The sequence below is a fragment of the Streptomyces sp. NPDC096193 genome (assembly GCF_040302905.1).
In the GTDB taxonomy this organism is placed as follows: Bacteria; Actinomycetota; Actinomycetes; order Streptomycetales; family Streptomycetaceae; genus Streptomyces.
Genome location: NZ_JBEOSJ010000002.1, coordinates 253,021 through 278,192, shown reverse-complemented (window position 1 = coordinate 278,192; position 25,172 = coordinate 253,021). Strand labels below are relative to the sequence as shown.

Genomic DNA, 25,172 nt, shown 5'->3' with positions numbered 1-25,172 from the left:
GAGCCATCGTGCCTCGTACCGTCAGGGACGTCGTCTTCGTCGACGGCGTCCGCACCCCGTTCGGCAAGGCGGGCCCGAAGGGCATTTACCACGAGACCCGGGCCGACGATCTCGTCGTGAAGGCGATCCGGGAGCTGCTGCGCCGCAACCCGGACCTCGACCCCACGAAGATCGACGAGGTGGCGATCGCCGCGACCACGCAGATCGGTGACCAGGGCCTGACCATCGGCCGGACCGCTGGCATCCTCGCGGGCCTGCCGCAGTCCGTGCCCGGCTACTCGATCGACCGCATGTGTGCCGGCGCCCTGACCGCCGTCACCTCTGTCGCGGGCGGCGTGGCCTTCGGTGCCTACGACATCGCCGTCGCCGGCGGTGTCGAGCACATGGGCCGCCACCCCATGGGCGAGGGCGTCGACCCGAACCCGCGGTTCGTGAGCGAGAAGCTCGTCGACGAGTCCGCCCTCTTCATGGGCATGACCGCGGAGAACCTGCACGACCGCTACCCGCACATCACCAAGCAGCGCGCCGACGAGTACGCCGTGCGCTCGCAGGAGAAGGCGGCGAAGGCGTACGCGAACGGCAAGATCCAGCAGGACCTGGTGCCGATCTCGGTCCGCCGCACCAACCCCGAGGCCGGCGAGACCGGCTGGGGCCTGGTCACGCAGGACGAGCCGATGCGCCCCGGCACGACGCTGGAGAGCCTCGCGGGTCTGAAGACCCCCTTCCGTGTGCACGGCCGCGTCACCGCGGGCAACGCCGCCGGTCTCAACGACGGCGCCACCGCCTCGCTCATCGCGTCCGAGGAGTTCGCGCGCGAGAACAACCTGCCGGTCAAGATGCGTCTCGTCTCGTACGCCTTCGCCGGCGTAGAGCCCGAGGTGATGGGCTACGGCCCGATCCCGGCCACCGAGAAGGCGCTGGCCAAGGCGGGCCTGTCGATCGAGGACATCAACCTCTTCGAGGTCAACGAGGCCTTCGCCGTCCAGGTGCTCGCCTTCCTCGACCACTACGGCATCGCCGACGACGACGCGCGCGTCAACCAGTACGGCGGCGCGATCGCGTTCGGTCACCCGCTGGCCTCCTCCGGCGTCCGTCTGATGACGCAGCTGGCCCGCCAGTTCGAGGAGCAGCCCGAGGTCCGCTACGGCCTCACCACGATGTGCGTCGGCTTCGGCATGGGCGCGACGGTCATCTGGGAGAACCCGCACTTCGACGGAGGCACCAAGTGAGCACCACCACGGAACTCCTGAAGGGCGCGGCCGAGCTGTTCCCGGACGAGGTCGTCACGCAGGCGCACGTACGCCACCTCGACCTGCCCGGCGCGGGCCGGTTCGCGCTGATCACGCTCGACAACGGCCTGGACCACACCAAGCCGACCACCTTCGGCCCGCAGTCGCTCGCGAATCTCGACGCCGCGATCGACCAGGTCGAGAAGGAGGCGTCGGAGGGTTCGATCACCGGCGTCGGCATCACCGGCAAGCCGTTCATCTTCGCCGTCGGCGCCGACCTCAAGGGTGTGGAGCTGCTCAAGGAGCACTCCGACGCGCTCGCCATCGGCAAGGGCGGCCACGACGTCTTCAAGCGGCTCTCCCACCTCGCCGTGCCGACCTTCGCCTACTACAACGGCGCGGCGATGGGCGGCGGTGTCGAGGTCGGTCTGCACTGCTCGTACCGCACCGTCTCGCAGGCCATCCCCGCCTTCTCGCTGCCCGAGGTCTTCCTCGGTCTCGTCCCCGGCTGGGGCGGCTGCGCGCTGCTGCCGAACCTGATCGGCCCGGAGCGCGCGGTCTCGGTCATCATCGAGAACTCGCTCAACCAGAACAAGCAGCTCAAGGGCGCGCAGGTCTTCGAGCTCGGCATCGCCGACGCGATCTTCGAGGGCGCCGACTTCCTGGAGCAGTCGCTGCTGTGGACGGCGTCCGTCCTCAAGGGCGAGATCGTCGTCGAGCGGGCGGAGATCGACCGCGGTGACGCCTGGGACCAGGCCGTCGCCCGTGGCCGTGCCATCGCCGACTCCAAGGTGCACGGCGCCGCCCCGGCCGCCTACCGCGCCCTGGACATCATCGCCGCCGCCAAGGACGGCGACCTCCAGGCGGGCTTCGACGCCGAGGACACCGCGCTGGCCGACCTCATCATGGGCGGCGAACTGCGCAGCGGCATCTACGCCTTCAACCTGGTGCAGAAGCGGGCCAAGCGTCCCGCCGGCGCCCCGGACAAGAGCCTGGCGCGCCCGGTCACCAAGGTCGGCATCGTGGGCGCGGGTCTGATGGCCTCCCAGCTGGCGCTGTTGTTCCTGCGCCGCCTCGAGGTGCCGGTCGTCCTGACCGACATCGACCAGGAGCGCGTCGACAAGGGTGTGGGCTACGTCCACGCCGAGATCGACAAGCTGCTGAGCAAGGGCCGCGTCAACCAGGACAAGGCCAACCGCCTGAAGGCCCTGGTCTCCGGTGTGCTGGACAAGGCGGAGGGCTTCTCCGACGCCGACTTCGTCATCGAGGCCGTCTTCGAGGAGATCGGCGTCAAGCAGCAGGTGTTCGCCGAGGTGGAGGCCGTCGCCCCCGCCCACGCGATCTTCGCCACCAACACCTCCTCGCTGTCCGTCACCGAGATGGCGTCGAAGCTCCGGCACCCGGAGCGCGTCGTCGGCTTCCACTTCTTCAACCCGGTCGCGGTCCTGCCGCTGCTGGAGATCGTCCGCGGCGAGCAGACGGACGACGCCTCGCTCGCCACCGCGTTCGGTGTGGCGAAGAAGCTGAAGAAGACCGCGGTGCTGACGAAGGACGCCCCCGCGTTCGTCGTGAACCGCATCCTGACCCGCTTCATGGGCGAGATCCAGAACGTCATCGACGAGGGCACCCCGGTCGCCACCGCCGAGAAGGCGATCGAGCCGCTCGGACTTCCGATGTCGCCGCTGGTCCTGCTGGAGCTCGTCGGCCCGGCGATCGGTCTGCACGTGTCCGAGACCCTCAACCGGGCTTTCCCGGACCGCTTCACGGTCTCGGCGAACCTGGCCGCGGTGGTCAAGGCCGGCAAGCGCGGCTTCTACGTCCACGATTCCGGCAAGCCGGAGCTGGACCCCGAGGTCGCCGCACTCCTCCAGCAGGGCGACTCCGTCCTCACCGAGGAGCAGGTCCGCGACCGCGTTCTCGACGCGGTGGCGCAGGAGATCGGTCTGATGCTGGACGAGGGTGTCGTGGCCGAGGCCCAGGACATCGACCTCTGCCTGATCACCGGCGCCGGCTGGCCCTTCCACCTGGGCGGCATCACGCCGTACCTGGACCGTGAGGGTGTCTCCCAGCGGGTGAACGGCAAGCCGTTCCTGGCGCAGGGCGTCGCGAGCGTCCCCGCGTAGTCCTACCGCTGACCGAGGCCCCGGCACCCGACTGGTGCCGGGGCCTTCGCATGTCACGCTGGTTGCATGGAACCCCTGCTGATCGTCGATGCGGCCAACGTCATCGGATCCGTGCCGGACGGCTGGTGGCGGGACCGGCGCGGCGCCGTGGAGCGACTGCGCGACCGGCTGCCGCAGGTCGCCGCCGCCGGGCTGCCCGAGCTTCCCGGCCCCCTCGACGTGGTGCTCGTCGCGGAGGGGGCCGCGCGTGGTGTGGAGAGCATCCCCGCGGTGCGGGTCGTCTCCGCGCCCGGCAGCGGTGACGACCGGATCGTGGAGCTGGTCGCCGAGGCTGATGCCGGCCGGGACGTCGTGGTCGTCACGGCCGACCGGGAACTGCGGCGGCGCGTCGAGGCACTCGGCGCCCGCACGATGGGTCCCCGGGCCCTTCAGCCGCCGGATGAGCGGACGTAGAGCACCGCACCGTCGATCTCGTCGGGGAGCGGTTCGTAGTGCCGTTCCAGGAGCCTGCGCAGGGTCGGGACGCGTTCGGGGGCGAACGGTTTGCCCCGGGAGTCGTCGACGATCAGCGCCGGCGGGTGGGCGCGCATCTCGTCGGCGAACGTGGGCCAGGCGCCGTCCACGCCGTACTTCTCGCCCACCTGGGGGCCGTTGCGGCCGCCGCTGTAGTTGGTGAGCAGTCCGGCCGTCAGAAAGCGGCTGGCGGGCGGCCGGTCGGCGAGCCAGTACGTCTCCGGGTGCATCCCCCACACGAGAACGCGCTCGGCGGGGCCTGTACGGGCCTGTACGGCCGTCGCGAGGCGCTGGGCGTGGGCCAGCTCCGGACGCGGCGCCAGCGTCCCCCAGACGAGGAACAGGGCGCAGCCGCACGCCGACCACAGCAGCGCGGACGCCAGCCGGTGGCGCGGCAGGATCTGCAGCGCGCCCGTCGCCAACAGGGCCAGCGGCGGAATGAGTTGCAGGTAGTAGTGCCCGAAGAAGTGGAAACCCAGCAGCACGGCGACAGCCGAGGACGCCAGCCACAGCCAGAGGTCGCCCACGCCCGTGCGCGCACTGCGCAGCACACGCACGACCGGCGGGACCAGTCCCGCGCAGGCGACCCCGAGCAGCGCCGTGTTGGCCACGGCCCGGGACAGGACGTGCAGTTCGGAGCCGGTGAACGAGGCGTACGCCCCTGATCCGGTGACCGTCCAGAACAGAAAGCCGGACGGGTCGGTGAGCAGCGCGGCGGTCAGGACCGGGAGGGCGAATCCCAGGGCCGTACGCAGCAGGGCGCTCCGCGGCGCCGGAGCGGTCTGCCAGAGCAGCCACAGGACCGGGCCGAGGACGGCTCCGCCGGTCTGCTTGGTGAGGAACGCCCCCGCGACCGCGACGCCCGCGGCGGCCCAGCGGCCGCGGTCGGCGTACCGGACGGCCGCGGCCGTGAACGGCAGTATGAAGACCTCGAAGGTGGCGGCCTGGGCGTCCTCCGGGTTCAGGCCGATGGACACCAGCAGATACAGCACGCCCGCGGTGCGCCCGGCGCGGTCGCCCCAGCGGCGGCGGGCGATGCTGGCGAGCAGTGCGGCGGTGACGAGCTGGGCGAGGACCGCGAAGACCTTCACCGAGCGCAGCGACTCGTCGCCGAACAGCGCGAACAACATCTCGTAGAGCAGCGGCAGCAGGGGCGGCTTGCGGTCGACGACGGTCTCGTACAGCGCTCCGCCGTCCGCCAGTATCCGGGCCTGGACGGCGAGATAGCCCTCGTCGGGGCTCCACACCCGGTGCCCGAAGGAGGGGATGCGGGTGACGAGCGCGAGCAGGCCGAGCGCCGGGAGCAACCGCCGCCAGTAGTGGAGACGGCGCACGGGGGCCGGTACCCAGCGGCGCTGCCGGGGCAGGGACCGCGCGGGGACGCGGCGTAGCGAGGATGGCGGCTCCGCCGGCATGAGTGCCTTTCCGGGTCAGGGTGGAGGCCCGGAAACGCACAGTATCCGGCCCCGCAGGTCCCGCCGGAGCAGGACATACGGGGCCGGTGCGAATGGTGTAGCTGTTACCACCGCTGAGCGGGGGTACGGCCGCCGGGCTACTTAGGGTTGCCGTCACCCGACAGGGACCTGCCGCGCCCGGCTCGCGTCTGCAACCGGCTGTGTCCGCGGCCGTAGAGGAAGTACACGACCACGCCGATGGCCATCCAGACGCCGAACCGCAGCCAGGTCTCGGTCGGCAGGTTCAGCATCAGCCAGAGCGACGCCAGAATGGAGATGATGGGGAGCGCCGGCACCCACGGGGTGCGGAAGGCGCGGTGCAGGTCGGGGCGGCTGCGGCGGAGGACGATGACGCCGAGGGCCACGATCACGAAGGCGAAGAGCGTGCCGATGTTCACCAGGGCCGCGAGCGCCTCGAGGCTGGTGAAGCCCGCGATGACGGCGATGACGCAGCCGAGCACGATGGTCGCCCGGTGGGGGGTCCGGAACTTCGGGTGGGTCACGGAGAAGAAGCGCGGCAGCAGCCCGTCACGGCTCATCGCGAAGAACACCCGGGTCTGGCCCAGGAGGAGGATCATGCAGACGGTGATGAGGCCCACGACCGCGCCGAGGCTGATGGCACCGGCGAAGAATGGCTGATCGACGGACTTGAAGGCGTCGGCGAGCGGCGCGGTCGCCGACATCTCTTTGTAGTTCTGCATACCGGTGACGACGAGCGTCACGGCCACGTAGAGCACGGTGCAGATGAGCAGCGAGCCCAGGATGCCGCGGGGCATGTCCCGCTGGGGGTTCCTGGTCTCCTCCGCCGCGGTGGCGACGACGTCGAACCCGATGAAGGCGAAGAAGACGATGGACGCCGCGGTGAAGATGCCCATGACGCCGAAGTTGGTGGGCGCGTAGCCGAACAGCACCTGCACCAGCGGCGCCGTGAGACCGCTGCCCGTCTCCTGCGCCTGGGCCGGGGGGATGAACGGGGTGTAGTTGTCCGCCTTGATGAAGAACAGGCCCGCGACGATGACCAGCAGAACCACGGTGACCTTGATCGCGACGACGATCGCGGTGATCCGGGCGGACAGTTTCATGCCGATGACCAGGACGGCGGTCAGCGCCAGGATGAGCAGGAAGGCCAGCAGGTCGAAGTGCCCTCCCGCGTCGGGCCCCGACAACGCGGAAGGCATCTGCCAGCCGAGATTGGTGTCCAGGAGGTTCCGCGCGTACCCGGACCAGCCGACCGCCACCACGGCGGTGCCGAGCGCGAACTCCAGGACCAGGTCCCAACCGATGATCCAGGCCGGCAGTTCGCCGATGGAGGCGTAGGAGAACGTGTACGCGGAACCTGCCACCGGCACGGTGGAGGCGAACTCCGCGTAGCAGAGCGCCGCGAGTGCGCAGACGACGCCGGCGACGACGAAGGACAGGGCGGTCGCGGGCCCGGCGTTCTCCTTGGCCGCGATACCCGTGAGGACGAAGATGCCCGTGCCGATGATGACGCCGACGCCGAAGACGGTCAGGTCCCAGGCGGAGAGGGACTTCTTCAGCGCGTGCTCGGGCTCCTCGGTGTCGCGGATCGACTGCTCGACCGTCTTGGTCCGGAAGACGCCCCTCCTGCCTGCTGGGCCGCCCGCAGGGTCTGTCTGTGTGCTCACCGTGCACCTCCACGCTTGGCATCCCCGACATGATCGGGACGGCGGGTGGTCCACGGGCGGCCGTAAAGGCACGCTTCACGCGAGAGGGCCGGCAGGACCACCCCCCCAGGGTGACCCTCCGGCCCCTCTTCATGCACGCTGTGCAGTGCCATTCGCGTCAAGCGGGTGACGGTCAGTCGCGGGCGGGCTCCACGGCCTCGCTGTCGAAGCGGCCGTCCAGCCTGGCGACGAGCCCCGTCACCTGGCGGGCGATGTCCGGCGCCGTCAGGCCGATCTCGGCCATGACCTCCTTGCGGGAGGCGTGGTCGAGGAAGCGCGGCGGGATGCCGAAGTCACGCAGCGGGACATCGACGCCGGCGTCCCGCAGCGCCTGGGCGACGGCGGAGCCGACACCGCCGACCCTGCTGTTGTCCTCGACGGTGACGACGACCCGGTGCAGCTCGGCGAGCGGCGCGAGGGCCTCGTCGACCGGCTTGACCCAGCGGGGGTCGACCACGGTGGTGGAGATGCCCTGCTTGTCGAGGAGATCGGCGATCTCCAGGCACATCGGGGCGAGCGCGCCGACGGAGACGAGCAGGACGTCGGGGTCGGCCACCTTCGCCTCCCGCAGGACGTCCATGCCTCCGACCCGGCCCACGGCCTGCACCGAGGGGCCGACGGCACCCTTGGAGAACCGCACGACGGTCGGCGCGTCGTCGACCTCGACCGCCTCGCGCAGCTGGGCGCGCACCTGGTCCGCGTCACGCGGCGCGGCGATCCGCAGGCCCGGGACGACCTGAAGGATCGACATGTCCCACATGCCGTTGTGCGAGGCGCCGTCGGTGCCGGTGACACCGGCGCGGTCCAGGACGAACGTGACGCCGCACCTGTGCAGGGCCACGTCCATCAGGACCTGGTCGAAGGCGCGGTTGAGGAAAGTGGCGTAGACCGCGAAGACGGGGTGCACGCCGCCGGTCGCCAGACCCGCCGCGGAGACCGCGCCGTGCTGCTCGGCGATGCCGACGTCGTAGACACGGTCCGGGAAGGCCTTGGCGAACCTGTCGAGCCCGACCGGCTGGAGCATCGCGGCGGTGATCGCCACGATGTCCTCCCGCTCCCTGCCGAGCTGGACCATCTCCTCGCCGAACACGGAGGTCCAGTCGAGTCCCGAGCTGGCGATCGGCAGGCCGGTGTCGGGGTGGATCTTGCCCACCGCGTGGAAGCGGTCCGCCTCGTCCTGGAGGGCGGGCTGGTAGCCGCGGCCCTTCTCCGTGAGGCAGTGCACGATCACGGGTCCGCCGAAGCGCTTGGCGCGGGCGAGGGCGGACTCCAGCGCCTCGATGTCGTGGCCGTCGATGGGGCCGACGTACTTCAGGCCCAGGTCCTCGAACATGCCCTGCGGGGCGATGAAGTCCTTGAGGCCCTTCTTGGCGCCGTGCAGGGTCTCGTAGAGCGGCCTGCCGACGACGGGGGTGCGCTCCAGGATGTCCTTGCCGCGGGCGAGGAAGCGCTCGTAGCCGTCGGTCGTCCGGAGGGTGGCGAGGTGGTTGGCCAGGCCGCCGATGGTGGGCGCGTAGGAACGCTCGTTGTCGTTGACGACGATGACGAGCGGGCGGTCCTTGGCGGCGGCGATGTTGTTCAGCGCCTCCCAGGCCATACCGCCGGTCAGGGCACCGTCACCGATGACCGCGACGACGTGGTCGTCCTTGCGGAGCACCTCGTTGGCCTTGGCGAGGCCGTCGGCCCAGCCGAGCACCGTGGAGGCGTGGGAGTTCTCGATGACGTCGTGGTCGGACTCGGCCTGCGACGGGTAGCCGGAGAGGCCGCCCTTCATCTTGAGGCGGGAGAAGTCCTGACGGCCCGTGAGGAGCTTGTGCACGTAGCTCTGGTGACCGGTGTCCCACAGGACCTTGTCCTTCGGGGACTCGAAGACCCGGTGGAGAGCGATGGTCAGCTCGACGACGCCGAGGTTGGGACCGAGGTGCCCGCCGGTCTTGGAGACCGCGTCGACGAGAAAGGTCCGGATCTCTGCGGCCAGCTGATCCAGCTGCTCCGGGCTGAGCCGGTCCAGATCGCGCGGTCCCTTGATACGGGTAAGCAAAGCCACCCGTGCCTCCTTGACTGTTGAGCTGGTCGAGCGTGCCGATTCGTCGAGTCTAATGTTCCGCGACGGGGCGCAGTCATCGGGCGGTGCGTTCCGCATCACTCCGAAGGCCCAGACGCAGCAGTGCCCGGCACCGTGTCACGGTGCCGGGCACTGGCTGGTTCTGCTATGCGCGACCTGCGGTCTTCTGCGTCTTGCGGGTGATCGAGTCGATCACGACGGTGGCCAGCAGCACACCACCGGTGATCATGTACTGGATCGGGGTGGCGATGCCCTCGAGCGCCAGTCCGTACTGGATCGAGACGATGACCATGACGCCGAGGAGGGCGTTCCAGGTCCGGCCGCGGCCACCGAAGAGGCTGGTGCCGCCGATGACGGCCGCCGCGATGACGTTCATCAGCAGGTCACCGGCGCCGGCGCTCTGGTTCGCCGCCGCGATCTTGGAGGCCCAGAACAGGCCGCCGATGGCCGCGAAGGTGCCGGCGAGGGAGAAGACGGAGATCCGGATGGCCGTGACGTTGATACCGGCACGCCGCGAGGCCTCCACGCTGCCGCCGAGCGCGAAGATCTTCCGGCCGTAGGTGGTACGGCGGAGGACGAAGTCCGTGATCACGAGGACGGCCAGGAACAGGACCAGCGCCAGCGGCAGGCCCTTGTACTGGTTGAACATGATCGCGCCGGCGAAGGCGATCACGGCCAGGGCCACGGTGCGCACCACGATGTCGACGAGCGGCCGGGACGGGATGCCGGCGGCCGCACGGCGGCGGTTGTCGTAGAAGCTGGAGAGGAAGAAGCCGGCCACGGCGACCGCGGCCAGACCGTAGGCGGCGGCCACGTCGGTGAAGTAGTACGTGGTCAGCTGGCCGACGACACCTTCGCCGTCCAGGTTGATCGTGCCGTTCTCGCCGAGCAGCTGGAGCATGAAGCCGAGCCAGAACAGCAGGCCGGCCAGCGTGACGGCGAACGCGGGGGCGCCGATCCGGGCGAAGAAGAAGCCGTGGAGCGCGCCGATGGCGGCGCCGCTGACCACCGCGACGAGAACCGCGAGCCACTCGTTCATGCCGTGGGTGACACTCAGCACCGCGACCACGGCGCCGGAGACACCACTGACGGAGCCGACCGAGAGGTCGATCTCACCGAGCAGCAGGACGAAGATGATGCCGACCGCCATCATGCCGGTGGCGACCATCGTGACCGCGATGTTGCTGAGGTTCTCGGCGGAGAGGAAGTTCGAGTTCAGGCTCTGGAAGATCGCGCCGATGATGATCAGACCGACGATGACCGGCATCGAGCCCAGGTCCCCGGCGTGCATCTTGCGCTTGAACTCGGAGAAGTAGCCCGCGAGGCCCTGCTCGCGCACCAGCAGCCGCGGGTCGACCGCGGTGACGGCGGCCTTGGCGGCCTCCGGGTTCACGACGGGAGCGTCCGTGGGCGCGTCGGTCGTCGTGGAGGTCTTGTCGATGTTCACTTCTGAACCTCCGCGTTGCGCGCCGCACGACGGGTCACGGCGTTGTCCGTGGCGCCCGTGATGGCGGAGATGATCTCTTCCTGCGACGTGGACTTCACGTCGAAGACACCGTTGTTGCGCCCGAGGCGCAGGACGGCGACCTTGTCGGCTACGGCCTTGACGTCAGCCATGTTGTGGCTGATCAGGATGACCGCGTGACCGCGCTCGCGCAGGCGCTCGACGAGGTCGAGGACCTGGGCGGTCTGCTCGACACCGAGGGCCGCGGTCGGCTCGTCGAGGATGACGAGCTTGGGCTCGCCGAGCATCGAACGGGCGATGGCCACCGTCTGGCGCTGACCGCCGGACAGCGACGCGATCGGGATGCGCACGCTGGGGATGCGGATCGACAGCGTGTTGAGGAGCTCGAGAGCACGACGCTCCATCTCGACCTCGTTGAGAATGCCGCGCTTGCGGATCTCCCTGCCGAGGTACAGGTTTCCGACAACGTCGATGTTGTCGCACAGCGCGAGGTCCTGGTAGACGGTCGCGATGCCCAGGTTCTGGGCGTCGTGCGGCCTGTTGATCGACACGGACTTGCCGTCCCACTCGATGACGCCGTCATCGATGGGGTGCACGCCGGCGATCGTCTTGACCAGCGTGGACTTTCCGGCGCCGTTGTCGCCCACCAGGGCTACGACCTCTCCGGAGTGGACCTCAAGCTCTACGTCGGTGAGCGCCTGGACGGCACCGAATCGCTTGGAGACCCCTCGCAACGCCAACACGGGCGTAGCGGACACGTGAACCATCTCCTTCGCCGCCTGACCGGCGGGGATGCCGCGCCGGGGTGTGGCGCGGAGGCTGAGCTGAGCAGCAGGGAAAAGAGAGCGAAGTGATCCGTCCGGCATCCCGCCCGAGCAGCGGGGTGATGTGGAGGGCGGGATGCCGGACAGGCTTCTGTGGAGGTGAGCCCCGCGGGGGCTCACGGTCCTACTTCAGGCCGAGCGTGTCGCAGGCGGCCTTGTACTTCGGGGTGCAGATCTCCTGGATGCTGTAGATGCCGTCCTTGAGGATCGTGTCCTTGATGTTGTCCTTCGTCAGCGAGACGACCGGGACGAGCACCGAAGGAACACCCTTGGTGGTGGGGCTGTCGACCTTCTCCTTGGCGATGGAGTCGAGCTTCTCGCCCTTGGCGAGCGCGACGGCCATCTCGGCGGCGACGGCCGCCTCCTGCGCGTACGGCTTGTAGACGCTCATGAACTGCTCACCCGCGACGATGCGCTGCACACCGGCGAGCTCGGCGTCCTGGCCGGTGACCGGGGGGAGCTTGGCGAGGCCGGCGCCCTTGAGGGCGGTGATGATGCCGCCCGCCATGCCGTCGTTGGCGGAGTAGACGCCGACGATCTTGTCCTTGCCGAGTGCCGAGATCGCCGCCTCCATGTTGGCGTTGGCGTTCTCCGGCTTCCACTCCTTGGTGTCGTACTCCTTGCCGATGTTCACCTTGCCGTCGAGCTCGGCGTGCGCGCCCTTCTTGAAGAGGGCGGCGTTCGGGTCGGTGACCGCGCCGTTCATCATGACGATCTGCCCGGCCTTGGCCTTGGCGCCCAGCGCCTCGAGGAGCGCCTTGCCCTGGACGTGGCCGACCTCTTCGTTGTCGAAGGAGGTGTAGGCGTCGATCGGGCCCTCGGCGAGACGGTCGAAGGCGACGACGGGGATACCGGCGTCCTTGGCCTTCTTGACGCCGCCGGCTATGGCCTTGGAGTCGACAGCGTCGACGATCAGCACGTCGACCTTGTTGGTGATCATGGTGTCGACCTGCTGCGTCTGCAGCGTCGCGTCCTGCTTGGCGTTGGCGTATACGAGCTTCGCCTTGCCGTTCGTCAGCTCGCCGATCTTCTTCTCGATGATCGGCTTGTCGAACTTCTCGTAGCGCGCGGTCTGGTTCTCCGGCAGCAGCAGACCGACCGTGATGTCGTCGCCCTTCGCGGCGCCCGACTCCTTGGCCTTGTCGCCGGACTCCTTCGCGCTGCCACAAGCGGCGAGCGAGACGGCCATGGCGGTGGCGGCAGTAGCAACGGCGGCACGACGCAGATGTGCGTTCATCTGTGGAAACCTCCCTGACGGGGCCGCGTCGTTGCGGCCGAGGTGGCTGGAAGTCAACTCGGCCCCGGTGTCAGCGTCAAGGAGTAAATCCTTAACGAGATGACAACGGTGCCATTCGTTATCTAAGTGAAGGCAGGCGCACTGGTCGGCAGAGCGCTGTCAAGAAGGGTCGAATCGCCCATTTCGCTGAGCACAAGAGCCAGTGCGCCAAGCACCTCGGCCCGTCCACCAAGAGCGCCCGGTGCCACCGACAGCTGCCGCGCGGCGCTGGGGATGGCGTACCGGGAGACGGACTCACGAATGGGTCCCAGAACCAATTCTCCGGCCTCCGCGAGGTCCCCGCCCAGTACTACGCGGCTCGGGTTCAGGAGATTGCAGAGATTGGCCACGCCGCTGCCGATGTGGCGGCCCACGTCGGCGACGACCCGGCGGCAGCCGGGGTCGCCCTCCCGGGCCAGCTGGACCACGCGTTCCATGCTCAGATCGGCGCCGTGGCTGGACTGCAGCAGCGGCAGGACGTAGCGGGCGGCGGCGAACGTCTCGAGGCAGCCGCGGTTGCCGCAGCGGCACACGGGACCGGACTCGTCCAGGGTGATGTGGCCGATCTCCCCGGCGGTGCCGCCGGGCCCGCGGTAGATCTGACCGTCGATCACCAGACCGGCCCCGACACCGCTGGCGACCTTGATGTACGCGAGGTCCCGCACCCCCCGACCGCTGCCCCAGACCAGTTCGCCGAGGGCGCCGAGGTTGGCGTCGTTGTCCACGTACACCGGGACACCGAGCCGTCCGGAGAGCTCCTCGCTGGGGTTTATCCCCGTCCATCCCGGCAGGATCGAGGTGGAGCCGAGCGTGCCCGATTCCACGTCGATGGGACCGGGCACACCGAGGCCCACGCCGATCACCTTGTCCGGGCCGATCCCGGTCGCCGAGATCAGCCGGTTGACCAGTTGTTCGGCTCTCCCGAAGCCCTGCGCGGAGGAGGCGTCGACGTCGAGCGGCTCCGACTCCTCGGCCAGCACCTGGTGGGCGAGGTTGCCGACGGCGACCCGCAGATGCGTGTGGCCGAAGTCGACGCCGATGACGATGCCCGCGTCACCGCTGAGGGAGACGCTGCGGGCCCGTCGGCCGCCGGCGGAGGTGGGAGTGACCTCGACGGTGCCGCCGTCCTTCAGTTCGCGAACGATGTTGGAGACCGTGGCCGCGGACAGGCCGGTGCTCCTCGCGATCTCGGCCTGCGTCAGCGAGCCCGCCATGCGGACCGCGCGCACCACCCGTTCGAGGTTGGCCCGGTGCAGAGATGTCTGCGATCCCGGAGTCTCCATTGACTCATCCACTCCTGCCCCCGGTGGGCGGCACGACGGCCGCCCCCGGCCGGAATCCCCGTGAGGCAATCCCGACGTCTCTCCAACTTGTGAACTCTAAGCTGAACGCCCAGGGGGTTATCCCGTCAAGACCTTGAGCGGCGTGAGGGATCGCCGCGCGCCGGGTGCACAAGGCACCGGCACGGCGAACGCCCAGGCGGGAAGGCCCGCCGGGGCACGGCCGTCGCTGTGGCACGGGCGGCTACTTGATCGCGCCGGCCGTCAGTCCCGCCACCACCTGACGCTGGAAGATGATGTACGCGGCAAGCACCGGCAGCATCGCCATCACCAGACCGGCGAACAGTCCGGACCAGTCGCCCTTGTACCCCTGGCTCACGGCCAGCTCCACCAGACCCTGCGAGAGCACCTTGCGGTCCGGGTCCGTGTTGAGCACGGTCGGCAGCATGTACTGGTTCCACTGCCCGAGGAAGTTGAAGATGCCGACGCTGATCAGCCCGGGCTTGGCCATCGGGAGCATGACCTGGAAAAAGGTCCGGGTGTGCGACGCGCCGTCGATCATCGCGGCCTCGGCCACCGACGACGGCAGTGTCCGGAAGAAGGCGGTCAGGAAGAAGACCGTGAACGGCAGCGAGTAGGCGATGTAGACGAGGATCAGCCCGTGCAGCGTGTTGAGCAGGCTGACGTTGTTCAGCACGTAGAACAGCGGCACCAGCGCCAGCATGATCGGGAAGCTCATTCCTCCGATGAAGAGGAAGTAGATGAAGCGGTTCCCGGGGAAGTCGAAGCGCGCCAGGACGTACGCGGCCATGGAGCCGAACAGCAGCGTGCCGATCAGCGAACCGCCCACCACCAGGACGGTGTTGAGGAAGTAGTCGCTCATGTGCGCCTGGCTCCAGGCGCGCGACCAGTTCTCGAAGTGCAGCGAGTCGGGCAGCGACCACGGCGAGGTGAAGATCGCCCGGTCCGTCTTGAAGGACGTCATCACCGCCCACAGCAGCGGCAGCACGACCATGATCGCCCAGATGACGAGCACGCCGTGCGAGAAGACGTTGAGCACACCGCCCGAGCTCTTCTTCGTGGGGGCGGGCTCCACCTTCGTCTTCACGACCTGCGGGCGGACCTCGGGGACACCGGCGGGCGGCGCGTCAGTGGATTTCACCGGAGATCACCTCGTGCTGTCGTGCCGGCCACCGCGACCGAGCTGTTTTTCTGCCGGGGGTCCGAGGGCGTGTCCCCGGGATGACGCCGCATCAGTACTCCAGCCGCTCGCGCCGGCCCAGCCGCATCACGACGGCCGCGAAGGCCAGGGTGACGACGAGCAGGGCGACACCGATCGTGGTCGCGTAGGCGGCCTGTCCGTCGCGGAAGGCCGTTTGGTACACGTACAGCGTGAGAACCGTGGTCGAGTAGTCGGGTCCGCCCGGTCCCACGGTCATGATCTGCACGACCGCGAAGGACTCCGCGCCCAGGGCGAGGATGCCCATGTAGACCCAGCCGGACTGCACGGTGTCCCACAGCAGCGGAAGGGTGATGCGGAAGAAGGTGGTGAACCGGCTCGCGCCGTCGAGCAGCGCCGCCTCGTAGAAGTCCTTGGGAATGGACGCCATTCCGGCGGAGAAGAGGACGACGAAGAATCCGACCGTGCTCCAGACCAGGACCGCCATGACACACCACAGGGCGAGATCGGGGTCGCCGAGCCAGTCCGGCTGGATGCTGTCGAGACCGACGGCCTGAAGCGCGCCGTTGATCGCACCGTCGTTGGGGTTGTACGCGAACTGGAACAGCAGGGCGACAATCGCGATCGACAGCACCTGCGGAAAGAAGTACGCGATTTTGTAGAAGGAGGAACCGCGGACGCCGGCGATGGCGGCGCCTTTCCGGCGCCGCCCGCCGACATTCAGCATGAACGCGAAGAACAGTGCGAGGCCGAGCGTCACCAGCGGCAGGAGCAGCGCGAACCAGAGGCTGTGCTGCAGCGATTTCCAGAAGATGTCGTCGTCCAGCATTCGACGGTAATTGTCGAAGCCGACCATCTTGAAGTCCGGGCTCAGGCCCGTCCAGTCCGTGAACGAATAGTAGATGGACTGGATGAACGGCCAGATGACGAAGACCGCGTACAAGGCCAAGGGGGCAGCCAAGAAGCCCACGATGAACCGGTACTTGCCGTGTTGCATGGTTACCGACCCCGATCTTCCGGCGAATGCCGCCGCTGGTGACGCCTGCTCACTGGTGCTTGTAGTGCTTGATCGACTGGTCCTTGGCCGCCGCGTCCGCGAAGCCCTGGATCTTCTTGATGGTCTCCGCGGGGGTCGCGCGGCCGGCCATCATCTCACCGAGACCGGCGACGCCGATCTGCTCCTTCTGGAGCTTCACGTACCAGTCCTGGATGCGCGGGTTGACCACGTTGGCGCCGGCCTTCTTCAGCGAGTCGACGCCGGACTGCATGGCCGTCGAGAGCGCCAGACCGTCGGTTCCGCCGTTGAACGCCGTCAGGGACTTCACCTGTGCGGTGAAGCTCTTCGACGAGGCCTCGCTGAGCATGATGCGCAGCTGCTCCATACCGCCCTCGGCGTTCTTCGCCTTGGCCGGCACGATGAAGGGCTCGCCGCCGGACGCCCAGATGGTGCCGAACGGAAGCTTGTCGGACGCGTCCAGGCCGGAGGGCGCGGCCACCATCATCTTGAAGTCCTTGGGCGTGGTCTTCGCCGCCTCGTTCTCCACCCAGGAGCCGTTGGGGATGAAGAGCGCCTTGCCCTCGGTCCAGGCCGTCTGGGACTGGATGTGGTCGATGCCGGGCGTGCCCTTGAGGATGTAGCCCTTCTTGTAGAGCTCGTAGTACGCCTCGAACGCGGCCTTGACCGCGGGGTGCTCCCAGGCCTTCGGCTCCAGGTTGTCGATGGCGTCGAGGACCTCGCGGCCGCCGATCTTGGCGATGAAGGGGTACAGGGAGAACGGCAGGTAGTACGGGTGCTTGCCCGCGTACGTCCAGCCGGCGATGCCCTTCTTCTTCGCCTTCTCGCAGAGCGCGAGCATCTCGTCCCAGGTCTCCGGGTACGCGGAGTCGAGCTTTTCGAGGTTGGTCTGCGAGTACCACACGCCGTAGACGGTGTAGGCGTAGTAGAGGATCCAGACCGGCGCGCCGTCGAACTGGCCCATCTCGACGATGCCCGGCCGCAGGGTGTCGCGGACCTTCTTGTTGGGGTCGTCGATGGAGGGAGCGTCGAGCAGCGGGGTGAGGTCGGAGAGCTGCTTCTTGCCGACCAGGACGCCCATGTCCATCTGCTGGGCGCCGGAGTTGTCGATGAGGTCCGGCGGGGTGCCGCCGTTGAAGCGCGGCTGGAGCTCCGACTGGATCTTCTGGGTGGCCCGGTGCTTGACCTTGGGGGCCTTGGGGAAGGCGGCCTGGTACTTCTTCTCGGCGTCCAGTGCGTACTGCTGGCCGAATCCGCCGTCGAAGATGACCACCTCGAGCTGCGCCGTCTCATTGACGCCGAGCGGATTCTTGGCGGACTTCTGGCCCTTGTCGACCTTGTCGCTGCTGCCACCGTCGCCGCTCGCGCAGGCGGACAGGAAGCTCATCGTCGGCACGGTCAGCAGACCGAGTGCGGCAGACCGCTTGATCAGACTACGACGGCCAAGGCCCTCATTGTTGTGGGCGGAGGTGGATCCCATGCTCAAGTCCTCGCCTTCTCCAGGACTCAGGCGGTGTACCGGTCGCCCGTCCATATCGCCACAGGCGAAGGGCCCCGCCACCGCGGTCAGTTGCTGTGTTCTCCCGGGGGGAAAACCAGTGAAGCTCGGGGTCGTGCACGGTTGGCAGCGGGAACGGATCGTGTGGGGACGGTAGTCGATACGCTCGGCCGTCCGCCTCCCCCGTCCCCCCTGGTCCGCTGCCATATAAAACAGGTATGCGGACGCCGACAGGTATAGTCCACTTCAGGTCAACGGAGCAAGATCGAAAGCAACTTTGGGGAGCAGTCTTTCCCGAGTTGAGACCTCGACGGATACCTGGCCCCCGTGCGCGCCCATATGACCACATCATTTGTTGCGGAACGGTCGAATCCAGCCGCGCCACGTCGCCAACACCCTTGACACCGCATGGCACTTGCCTCCCTACTGGAGCCTGCGCATCGCGCTGACAACGTTGTCCGACGCGGCTTCACCTGGAGGACAGGCCCGTGATGGCCAGACCCAGACTTCGGCAGAGTCCACTCAACGCGGCAGCCCTCGTGGCTGCCGCTTCCCTGCTCGTGGTGACGGGCCAGTCGGCCGCGGTCGCCCAGCCCGCGCCGACGGCTCGTCCCGCCGCGGACCGGGAATTCACAACCTCCTTCGAGGAGGACGAACGCCAGCCCGACTGGCGCAATACCGTAGAAGTCGGCCCGGACGGAAAGAAGCGGTCATCCGGTGTCGACGGCGGCTTCTCCACCGGAATACCGGGCAACATCACCGACAAGGTGATAGAGCTCCGCGCGAGCGGCGAGAACACCGGCGCGGGAGAAACCAAGGAGAACCTGGTCGATCTTCAGCCGGGCACCAAATGGCTGGGATTCGAGCCCACCGCCTGGATCGAGTTCGACACCGACGAACCGGTCAAGGTCGTCACGTACGCCATGACGTCCGCGAACGACCACGCCGAACGGGACCCGAAGGACTGGACCCTCAAGGGCTCCGCCGACGGCAAGGACTGGAAGGTCCTGGACACCCGCGAGGGCCAGAGCTTCGAGAAGCGCTTCCAGACCAGGACGTACGACATCGGCGCCGCGTCCGAGGTGACCGCCTACGCGCACTACCGGCTGGAGATCACCAAGAACAACGGCGCCTCGGACGCCACCCAGTTGGCCGACGTCCAGTTCTCCAACGGTGACACCAGCGCCCCGGCGCCGGACGAGATGCGCAGCCTCGTCGACCGCGGGCCGGCCGGCTCCCCCACCGCCAAGTCGAATGCCGGATTCACCGGAAAGCGTGCCCTGCGTTACGCCGGCAACCACAAGGCGGACGGACGGGCCTACTCGTACAACAAGGTCTTCGACGTCAACACGGCCGTCGGCCGCGACACCGAGCTCTCGTACCGGGTCTTCCCCTCCCTTCCGGAGACGGATCTGAACTACCCGGCCACGAACGTGTCGGTGGACCTCGCCTTCACCGACGGCACCTATCTGAGTGATCTGCGGGCCGTGGACGCGCACGGCGGGCTGCTGACCCCGCAGGGCCAGGGCGCGGCCAAGCGGCTGTACGTCAACCAGTGGAACCACGTGGCGTCCCGGATCGGCTCGGTGGCGTCCGGCAAGACCGTCGACCGCGTTCTGGTGGCGTACGACTCCCCCAAGGGCCCGGCGAAGTTCCAGGGCTGGGTCGATGACATCACGCTGGCGCCGAAGGCCCCGGAGAAGCGCCTCGCGCACCTCTCGGACTATGCCTCGACCACCCGCGGCACCAACTCCAGCGGCTCCTTCTCGCGCGGCAACACCTTCCCCGCGACCGCCGTGCCGCACGGCTTCAACTTCTGGACGCCGGTCACCAACGCCGAGTCCAAGAGCTGGCTGTACGAGTACTCCCGGGGCAACAACGCGGACAATCTGCCCGCGGTGGAGGCGTTCGCCGCCAGCCACGAACCCAGCCCCTGGATGGGTGACCGGCAGACGTTCCAGGTGATGCCCTCGGCGCTCGCCGGCACCCCGGACACCGACCGCGACAAGCGGGCGCTGCCCTTCCGGCACGAGAACGAGACCGCGCGTCCGCACTACTACGGCGTGACGTTCGAGAACGGCCTCAAGGCCGAGATGGCCCCGACCGACCACGCGGCGATGATGCGGTTCACCTATCCCGGTGACAACGCGAGCATCCTCTTCGACAACGTGACGAAGGAGGGCGGCCTGACCCTCGATCCGGCCACCCGTTCCTTCAGCGGCTACTCGGACGTGAAGAGCGGCCTGTCGACGGGCGCCACCCGGCTCTTCGTCCACGGCGTCTTCGACGCGCCCGTCACCGACTCGGGCGCCACCGGCGTCAGCGGTCACTTCCGGTTCGACGCCGGCGAGGACCGGACCGTCACGCTGCGCCTGGCCACCTCACTCATCAGCGTCGACCAGGCGAAGAAGAACCTCGCCGACGAACTCCCGGCGAGCAGCCGCTTCGACCGGGTCAAGGACAAGGCGCAGGACGCCTGGGACGAGGTGCTCGGCAGGATCGAGGTGGAGGGCGCCAACCGCGACCAGCTGACCACGCTCTACTCCAGCCTGTACCGGCTGTACCTCTACCCGAACTCCGGGTTCGAGAACACCGGGACGAAGGCACGGCCCAAGCAGCAGTACGCGAGCCCGTTCTCGCCGATGACCGGTCCGGACACCCCCACTCACACCGGCGCGAAGATCGTCGACGGTGAGGTCTACGTCAACAACGGTTTCTGGGACACCTACCGCACCACCTGGCCCGCGTACTCCTTCCTCACGCCGAAGAAGGCGGGCGAGCTGGTGGACGGCTTCGTCCAGCAGTACAAGGACGGCGGCTGGATCTCCCGCTGGTCCTCGCCGGGCTACGCGGACCTGATGACCGGCACCAGCTCCGACGTCGCCTTCGCGGACGCGTACGTCAAGGGTGTGGACTTCGACGCCGAGGCGGCGTACGAGGCCGCGCTGAAGAACGCGTCGGTCGTCCCGCCGTCCTCGGGCGTCGGCCGCAAGGGCATGGAGACCTCGCCGTTCCTGGGCTACGCGTCCACCTCGACCCACGAGGGCCTGTCCTGGTCGCTGGAGGGCTACCTCAACGACTACGGCATCGCCTCGATGGGCAAGGCGCTCTACAAGAAGACCAAGAACCCGCGGTACAAGGAGGAGTCGGAGTACTTCCTCAACCGGGCGCGCAACTACGTCTCGCTCTTCGACTCCGAGGCCGGCTTCTTCCAGGGCCGCGACCTCAAGGGCGACTGGCGGGTGCCGAGCGCCTCGTACGACCCGCGGGTGTGGGGCTACGACTACACGGAGACCAACGGCTGGGGCTATGCCTTCACCGCTCCGCAGGACAGCCGCGGCCTGGCCAACCTCTACGGCGGACGCTCCGGGCTCGGCGAGAAGCTCGACACCTACTTCTCGACCCCGGAGACGGCCTCCCCCGAGTTCGTCGGCTCGTACGGCAGCGTCATCCACGAGATGACGGAGGCGCGTGACGTACGGATGGGCATGTACGGCCACTCCAACCAGGTCGCCCACCACGTCACCTACATGTACAACGCGGCCTCGCAGCCCTGGAAGACGCAGGAGAAGGTGCGCGAGGTGCTCTCCCGCCTCTACACCGGCAGCGAGATCGGGCAGGGCTACCACGGCGACGAGGACAACGGCGAGCAGTCGGCCTGGTACCTGTTCTCCTCGCTCGGCTTCTACCCGCTGGTCATGGGCAGTGGTGAGTACGCGATCGGCTCGCCGCTGTTCACCAAGGTGACGGTCCGCATGGACAACGGCCGCAAGCTGGTCGTCAAGGCACCGGAGAACAGCGCGAAGAACATCTACGTCCAGGGCCTCAAGGTCAACGGCAAGTCCTGGAACTCCACCGCTCTGCCGCACGAACTGATCGCCCGCGGCGGCACCCTGGAGTTCGCGATGGGACCGAAGCCGTCCGCCTGGGGCAGCGGAAAGAAGGCGGCCCCCGTCTCCATCACCCAAGACGACCAGGCGCCGAAGCCGCGGCACGACGTGATCGAGGCTTCGGGTCCGCTGTTCGACAACTCGTCGGCGACGGAGGCGACGCTCGGCACGGTGGAACTCCCGGTGGCGTCGAAGACGCGGGCGCTCCAGTACACGCTGACCTCCTCGGCCCGCGCCAAGGCGCCGACCGGGTGGGTGCTGCAGGGCTCGAACGACGGGGAGCGCTGGAAGGACCTCGACCAGCGGTCCGGCCAGAAGTTCACGTGGGACAAGCAGACCCGCGCCTTCACTGTCGCGCGGCCCGGTACGTACACGTCGTACCGGCTGGTGGCGGTGGGAACACCGACGCTGGCGGAGATCGAGCTGATCTCCTGATCCTGCCCTCATGATCCGGGCGCTGCCCGGCAGTTCGCTGACAGGCCCGCATCCGGCTCCGCCGGTGCGGGCCTGTTCGCATGCCGGCTCCGCCGTCGCGGCCGACCCGGTCCCAGGCGCCGTGGCCGGCTCCGGCGGGGCGCACAGCCCCGCCTCCGGCGTCTTGGCGAGGACCGACCGGGTGACGTCCTCGTTACGCCTGTGGGCGGCCGACAAGCCGGGCAACGTCCACCTCCACGTCCCGGAACGGCGGCTTCCTGCACGCGAGCTGCTCGGCAAGTACTTGGACCTGTTGAGGTGATCGGCCCGGAGCGATGAGAACTTCCCCGGTCACGCCGGGACGAGCGAAGGGCCGCACCCCTCGCCGGGGGTGCGGCCCTTCGCCGTACTGTCGTGCTTACTTGCGGATCAGGTTCCGCAGCACGTACTGCATGATGCCGCCGTTGCGGTAGTAGTCCGCCTCACCGGGGGTGTCGATGCGGACGACCGCGTCGAACTCCACACCCGTGTCGGTGGTGACCTTGACCGTGCGCGGCGTGGAGCCGTTGTTCAGCTCGGTCACGCCGGTGAAGGAGAAGGTCTCCTCGCCGGTCAGGCCGAGGGCCTCGGCCGACCCGCCCTCCGGGAACTGGAGCGGCAGGACGCCCATGCCGATGAGGTTCGAGCGGTGGATGCGCTCGTACGACTCGGCGATGACGGCCTTGACGCCGAGGAGCGCGGTGCCCTTGGCGGCCCAGTCACGGGAGGAGCCGGAGCCGTACTCCTTGCCCGCCAGGATCACCAGCGGGGTGCCGGCGGCCTGGTAGTTCTGCGAGGCGTCGTAGATGAACGACACCGGAGCGTCATCCTGAGTGAAGTCGCGGGTGTAGCCGCCCTCGGTGCCCGGCGCGATCTGGTTGCGCAGGCGGATGTTGGCGAACGTGCCGCGGATCATGACCTCGTGGTTGCCTCGGCGCGAGCCGTAGGAGTTGAAGTCGCGGCGCTCGACGCCGTGCTCCGTGAGGTACTTGCCGGCCGGGGTGTCGGCCTTGATGGCACCCGCCGGGGAGATGTGGTCGGTGGTGACCGAGTCGCCGAGCTTGGCGAGCACCCGGGCGCCGGTGATGTCCTCGACCGGGGTGGTCTCCATGGTCATGCCCTCGAAGTACGGGGGCTTGCGCACGTAGGTGGACTGCGGGTCCCACTCGAAGGTGTTGCCGGTCGGGATCGGCAGCGCCTGCCACTGGGCGTCACCGGCGAACACGTCCTGGTAGGACTTGTTGAACATGTCCTCCCCGATGGCGTTCGCCACGACGTCGTTGACCTCGGCCTCGGTCGGCCAGATGTCCTCGAGGAACACCGGCTTGCCGTCCTGGTCGATGCCGAGGGCGTCCTTCGTGACGTCGACCTTCATCGAACCGGCGAGGGCGTACGCGACGACCAGCGGCGGGGACGCCAGGTAGTTCATCTTGACGTCGGGGTTGATCCGGCCCTCGAAGTTGCGGTTGCCGGAGAGCACCGAGGTGACCGCGAGGTCGTGGTCATTGACGGCCTTGGAGACCTCGTCCGGCAGCGGACCGGAGTTGCCGATGCAGGTGGTGCAGCCGTAGCCGACCAGGTTGAAGCCGACCTTGTCGAGGTAGGGGGTCAGGCCCGCCTTGTCGAAGTAGTCGGTGACGACCTTGGAGCCCGGAGCGAGGGTGGTCTTGACCCACGGCTTGCGGGTCAGGCCCTTCTCGACCGCCTTCTTCGCCACCAGCGCGGCGGCGACCATGACGTACGGGTTCGAGGTGTTGGTGCACGAGGTGATCGCGGCGACGGTGACGGCGCCGTGGTCGATCTCGTAGGTCGAGCCGTCGGGGGCGGTGACGGTGACCGGGTTCGACGGCGCGCCGTTCGGGGCGATGGCGGGAGCGTCGGAGGCCGGGAAGGACTCCTGGCCGGCCTCGTCCACGGCGTCGACGTAGTTGCGGACGTCCTGCTTGAACTGCTCGGCGGCGTTGGCGAGGACGATGCGGTCCTGCGGACGCTTCGGACCGGCGATCGACGGGACGACCGTGGAGAGGTCGAGCTCGAGCTTCTCGGAGAAGTCGGGCTCGGCGGCCGGGTCGAGCCAGAGGCCCTGCTCCTTGGCGTACGCCTCGACGAGCGCGACCTGCTGTTCCGAACGGCCCGTCAGACGCAGGTACTTCAGCGTCTCGTCGTCGATCGGGAAGATCGCGGCGGTGGAGCCGAACTCCGGCGACATGTTGCCGATGGTGGCGCGGTTGGCGAGCGAGGTGGCGGCGACGCCCTCACCGTAGAACTCGACGAACTTGCCGACGACGCCGTGCTTGCGCAGCATCTCGGTGATCGTGAGGACCAGGTCGGTGGCGGTGGTGCCGGGCGTGAGCTCACCGGTCAGCTTGAAGCCGACGACGCGCGGGATGAGCATCGAGACGGGCTGGCCGAGCATCGCGGCCTCCGCCTCGATGCCGCCGACGCCCCAGCCCAGCACACCCAGGCCGTTGACCATGGTGGTGTGCGAGTCGGTGCCGACCAGGGTGTCGGGGTACGCCTGGCCGCCTCGCACCATGACCGTGCGGGCCAGGTGCTCGATGTTGACCTGGTGGACGATGCCGGTGCCGGGCGGGACGACCTTGAACTCGTCGAAGGCGGTCTGGCCCCAGCGCAGGAACTGGTAGCGCTCCTTGTTGCGTCCGTACTCCAGTTCCACGTTCTGGAGGAAGGAGTCCTTCGTACCGAACTTGTCGGCGATCACGGAGTGGTCGATGACCAGCTCGGCGGGCGCGAGCGGGTTGATCTTCGCCGGGTCGCCGCCGAGCTCCTTGACGGCCTCGCGCATGGTGGCGAGGTCGACGACACAGGGCACACCGGTGAAGTCCTGCATGATCACACGGGCCGGCGTGAACTGGATCTCCTGGCTCGGCCGCGCCTGCGAGTCCCAGTTGCCGATGGAGCGGATGTGGTCGGCGGTGATGTTCGCGCCGTCCTCGGTGCGGAGCAGGTTCTCCAGCAGCACCTTCAGGCTGTAAGGGAGGCGGGCGGCCCCCTCGACCTTGTCCAGCCGGAAGATCTCGTACGACTCGTCGCCCACGCGCAGCGTGCTGCGGGCGTCGAAGCTGTTCGCCGACACGACAGTCTCCTTCATCAATGTGCGCGTACTACGTCCATGCTGCCGCCACGGCTCCTCGCCGATCCGCTAAGGTAAGGCTTAGTTAGGTAACCCTTACCGGTGGCGGCTGCGGTACGCCTTCGGCA

15 protein-coding genes are annotated in these 25,172 nt (G+C 68.4%); 4 read left to right on the top strand and 11 right to left on the bottom strand.

Annotated elements, in window-relative coordinates:
- The first annotated feature begins 8 nt into the window (after positions 1-8).
- From ABTX78_RS03945 to ABTX78_RS03935, 3 genes are all read left to right on the top strand, one after another.
- Positions 9-1,229, top strand: a complete 1,221-nt coding sequence (locus ABTX78_RS03945) for a thiolase family protein (RefSeq protein WP_352205226.1) — start codon at positions 9-11, stop codon at positions 1,227-1,229.
- On the top strand, positions 1,226-3,352 hold the full coding sequence (locus tag ABTX78_RS03940) for a 3-hydroxyacyl-CoA dehydrogenase NAD-binding domain-containing protein (protein WP_352205225.1): 2,127 nt from the start codon (positions 1,226-1,228) through the stop codon (positions 3,350-3,352). The genes ABTX78_RS03945 and ABTX78_RS03940 overlap by 4 nt, the downstream gene beginning before the upstream one ends.
- Before the next feature lie 66 nt (positions 3,353-3,418).
- Positions 3,419-3,805 carry a PIN domain-containing protein gene (locus ABTX78_RS03935; protein WP_352205224.1) on the top strand — a complete coding sequence of 129 codons (387 nt, stop codon included), beginning with the start codon at positions 3,419-3,421 and terminating at the stop codon, positions 3,803-3,805.
- Here ABTX78_RS03935 and ABTX78_RS03930 read toward each other — a convergent pair.
- The 10 genes from ABTX78_RS03930 to ngcE form a co-directional block, all read right to left on the bottom strand.
- Complete coding sequence (locus ABTX78_RS03930; protein WP_352205223.1) at positions 3,781-5,280, bottom strand: ArnT family glycosyltransferase; 1,500 nt, start codon at positions 5,278-5,280, stop codon at positions 3,781-3,783. The genes ABTX78_RS03935 and ABTX78_RS03930 overlap by 25 nt on opposite strands.
- Positions 5,281-5,417: 137 nt before the next feature.
- Positions 5,418-6,965 (bottom strand): amino acid permease, encoded by a 1,548-nt coding sequence (locus ABTX78_RS03925; RefSeq protein WP_352205222.1) that lies wholly within the window; start codon positions 6,963-6,965, stop codon positions 5,418-5,420.
- A gap of 172 nt (positions 6,966-7,137) precedes the next feature.
- Positions 7,138-9,051, bottom strand: a complete 1,914-nt coding sequence (gene dxs / locus ABTX78_RS03920; RefSeq protein ID WP_352205221.1) for a 1-deoxy-D-xylulose-5-phosphate synthase — start codon at positions 9,049-9,051, stop codon at positions 7,138-7,140.
- 163 nt (positions 9,052-9,214) lie between these two features.
- The gene (locus ABTX78_RS03915; protein WP_352205220.1) at positions 9,215-10,516 is read right to left on the bottom strand and encodes a sugar ABC transporter permease; all 1,302 of its coding nucleotides are present in this window, start codon (positions 10,514-10,516) and stop codon (positions 9,215-9,217) included.
- Positions 10,513-11,301, bottom strand: coding sequence for an ATP-binding cassette domain-containing protein (locus ABTX78_RS03910; protein WP_352205219.1), 789 nt, complete (start codon positions 11,299-11,301; stop codon positions 10,513-10,515). The genes ABTX78_RS03915 and ABTX78_RS03910 overlap by 4 nt, the downstream gene beginning before the upstream one ends.
- Positions 11,302-11,482: 181 nt before the next feature.
- Positions 11,483-12,595 carry a substrate-binding domain-containing protein gene (locus ABTX78_RS03905; protein ID WP_352205218.1) on the bottom strand — a complete coding sequence of 371 codons (1,113 nt, stop codon included), beginning with the start codon at positions 12,593-12,595 and terminating at the stop codon, positions 11,483-11,485.
- 122 nt (positions 12,596-12,717) lie between these two features.
- Positions 12,718-13,917, bottom strand: coding sequence for an ROK family transcriptional regulator (locus tag ABTX78_RS03900; RefSeq protein ID WP_352205217.1), 1,200 nt, complete (start codon positions 13,915-13,917; stop codon positions 12,718-12,720).
- A 241-nt stretch (positions 13,918-14,158) separates the two neighbouring features.
- A complete protein-coding gene (locus tag ABTX78_RS03895) occupies positions 14,159-15,076 on the bottom strand; it encodes a carbohydrate ABC transporter permease (protein WP_502993754.1) in 918 nt (305 codons plus the stop codon).
- Positions 15,077-15,167: 91 nt separating this feature from the next.
- Entirely contained in the window at positions 15,168-16,091 is a 924-nt protein-coding gene (locus ABTX78_RS03890; protein ID WP_352205216.1) for a carbohydrate ABC transporter permease, read from the bottom strand.
- A gap of 49 nt (positions 16,092-16,140) precedes the next feature.
- Positions 16,141-17,589 (bottom strand): N-acetylglucosamine/diacetylchitobiose ABC transporter substrate-binding protein, encoded by a 1,449-nt coding sequence (ngcE, locus tag ABTX78_RS03885; protein ID WP_352205215.1) that lies wholly within the window; start codon positions 17,587-17,589, stop codon positions 16,141-16,143.
- Positions 17,590-18,098: 509 nt separating this feature from the next.
- On the opposite strand from ngcE, the gene ABTX78_RS03880 reads away from it, so the two are divergent.
- Entirely contained in the window at positions 18,099-21,932 is a 3,834-nt protein-coding gene (locus ABTX78_RS03880; RefSeq protein WP_352205214.1) for a GH92 family glycosyl hydrolase, read from the top strand.
- Positions 21,933-22,329: 397 nt separating this feature from the next.
- Here the strand turns inward: ABTX78_RS03880 and acnA are convergent, their stop codons facing one another.
- The gene (gene acnA / locus ABTX78_RS03875; protein WP_352205213.1) at positions 22,330-25,047 is read right to left on the bottom strand and encodes an aconitate hydratase AcnA; all 2,718 of its coding nucleotides are present in this window, start codon (positions 25,045-25,047) and stop codon (positions 22,330-22,332) included.
- Positions 25,048-25,172: the final 125 nt, after the last annotated feature.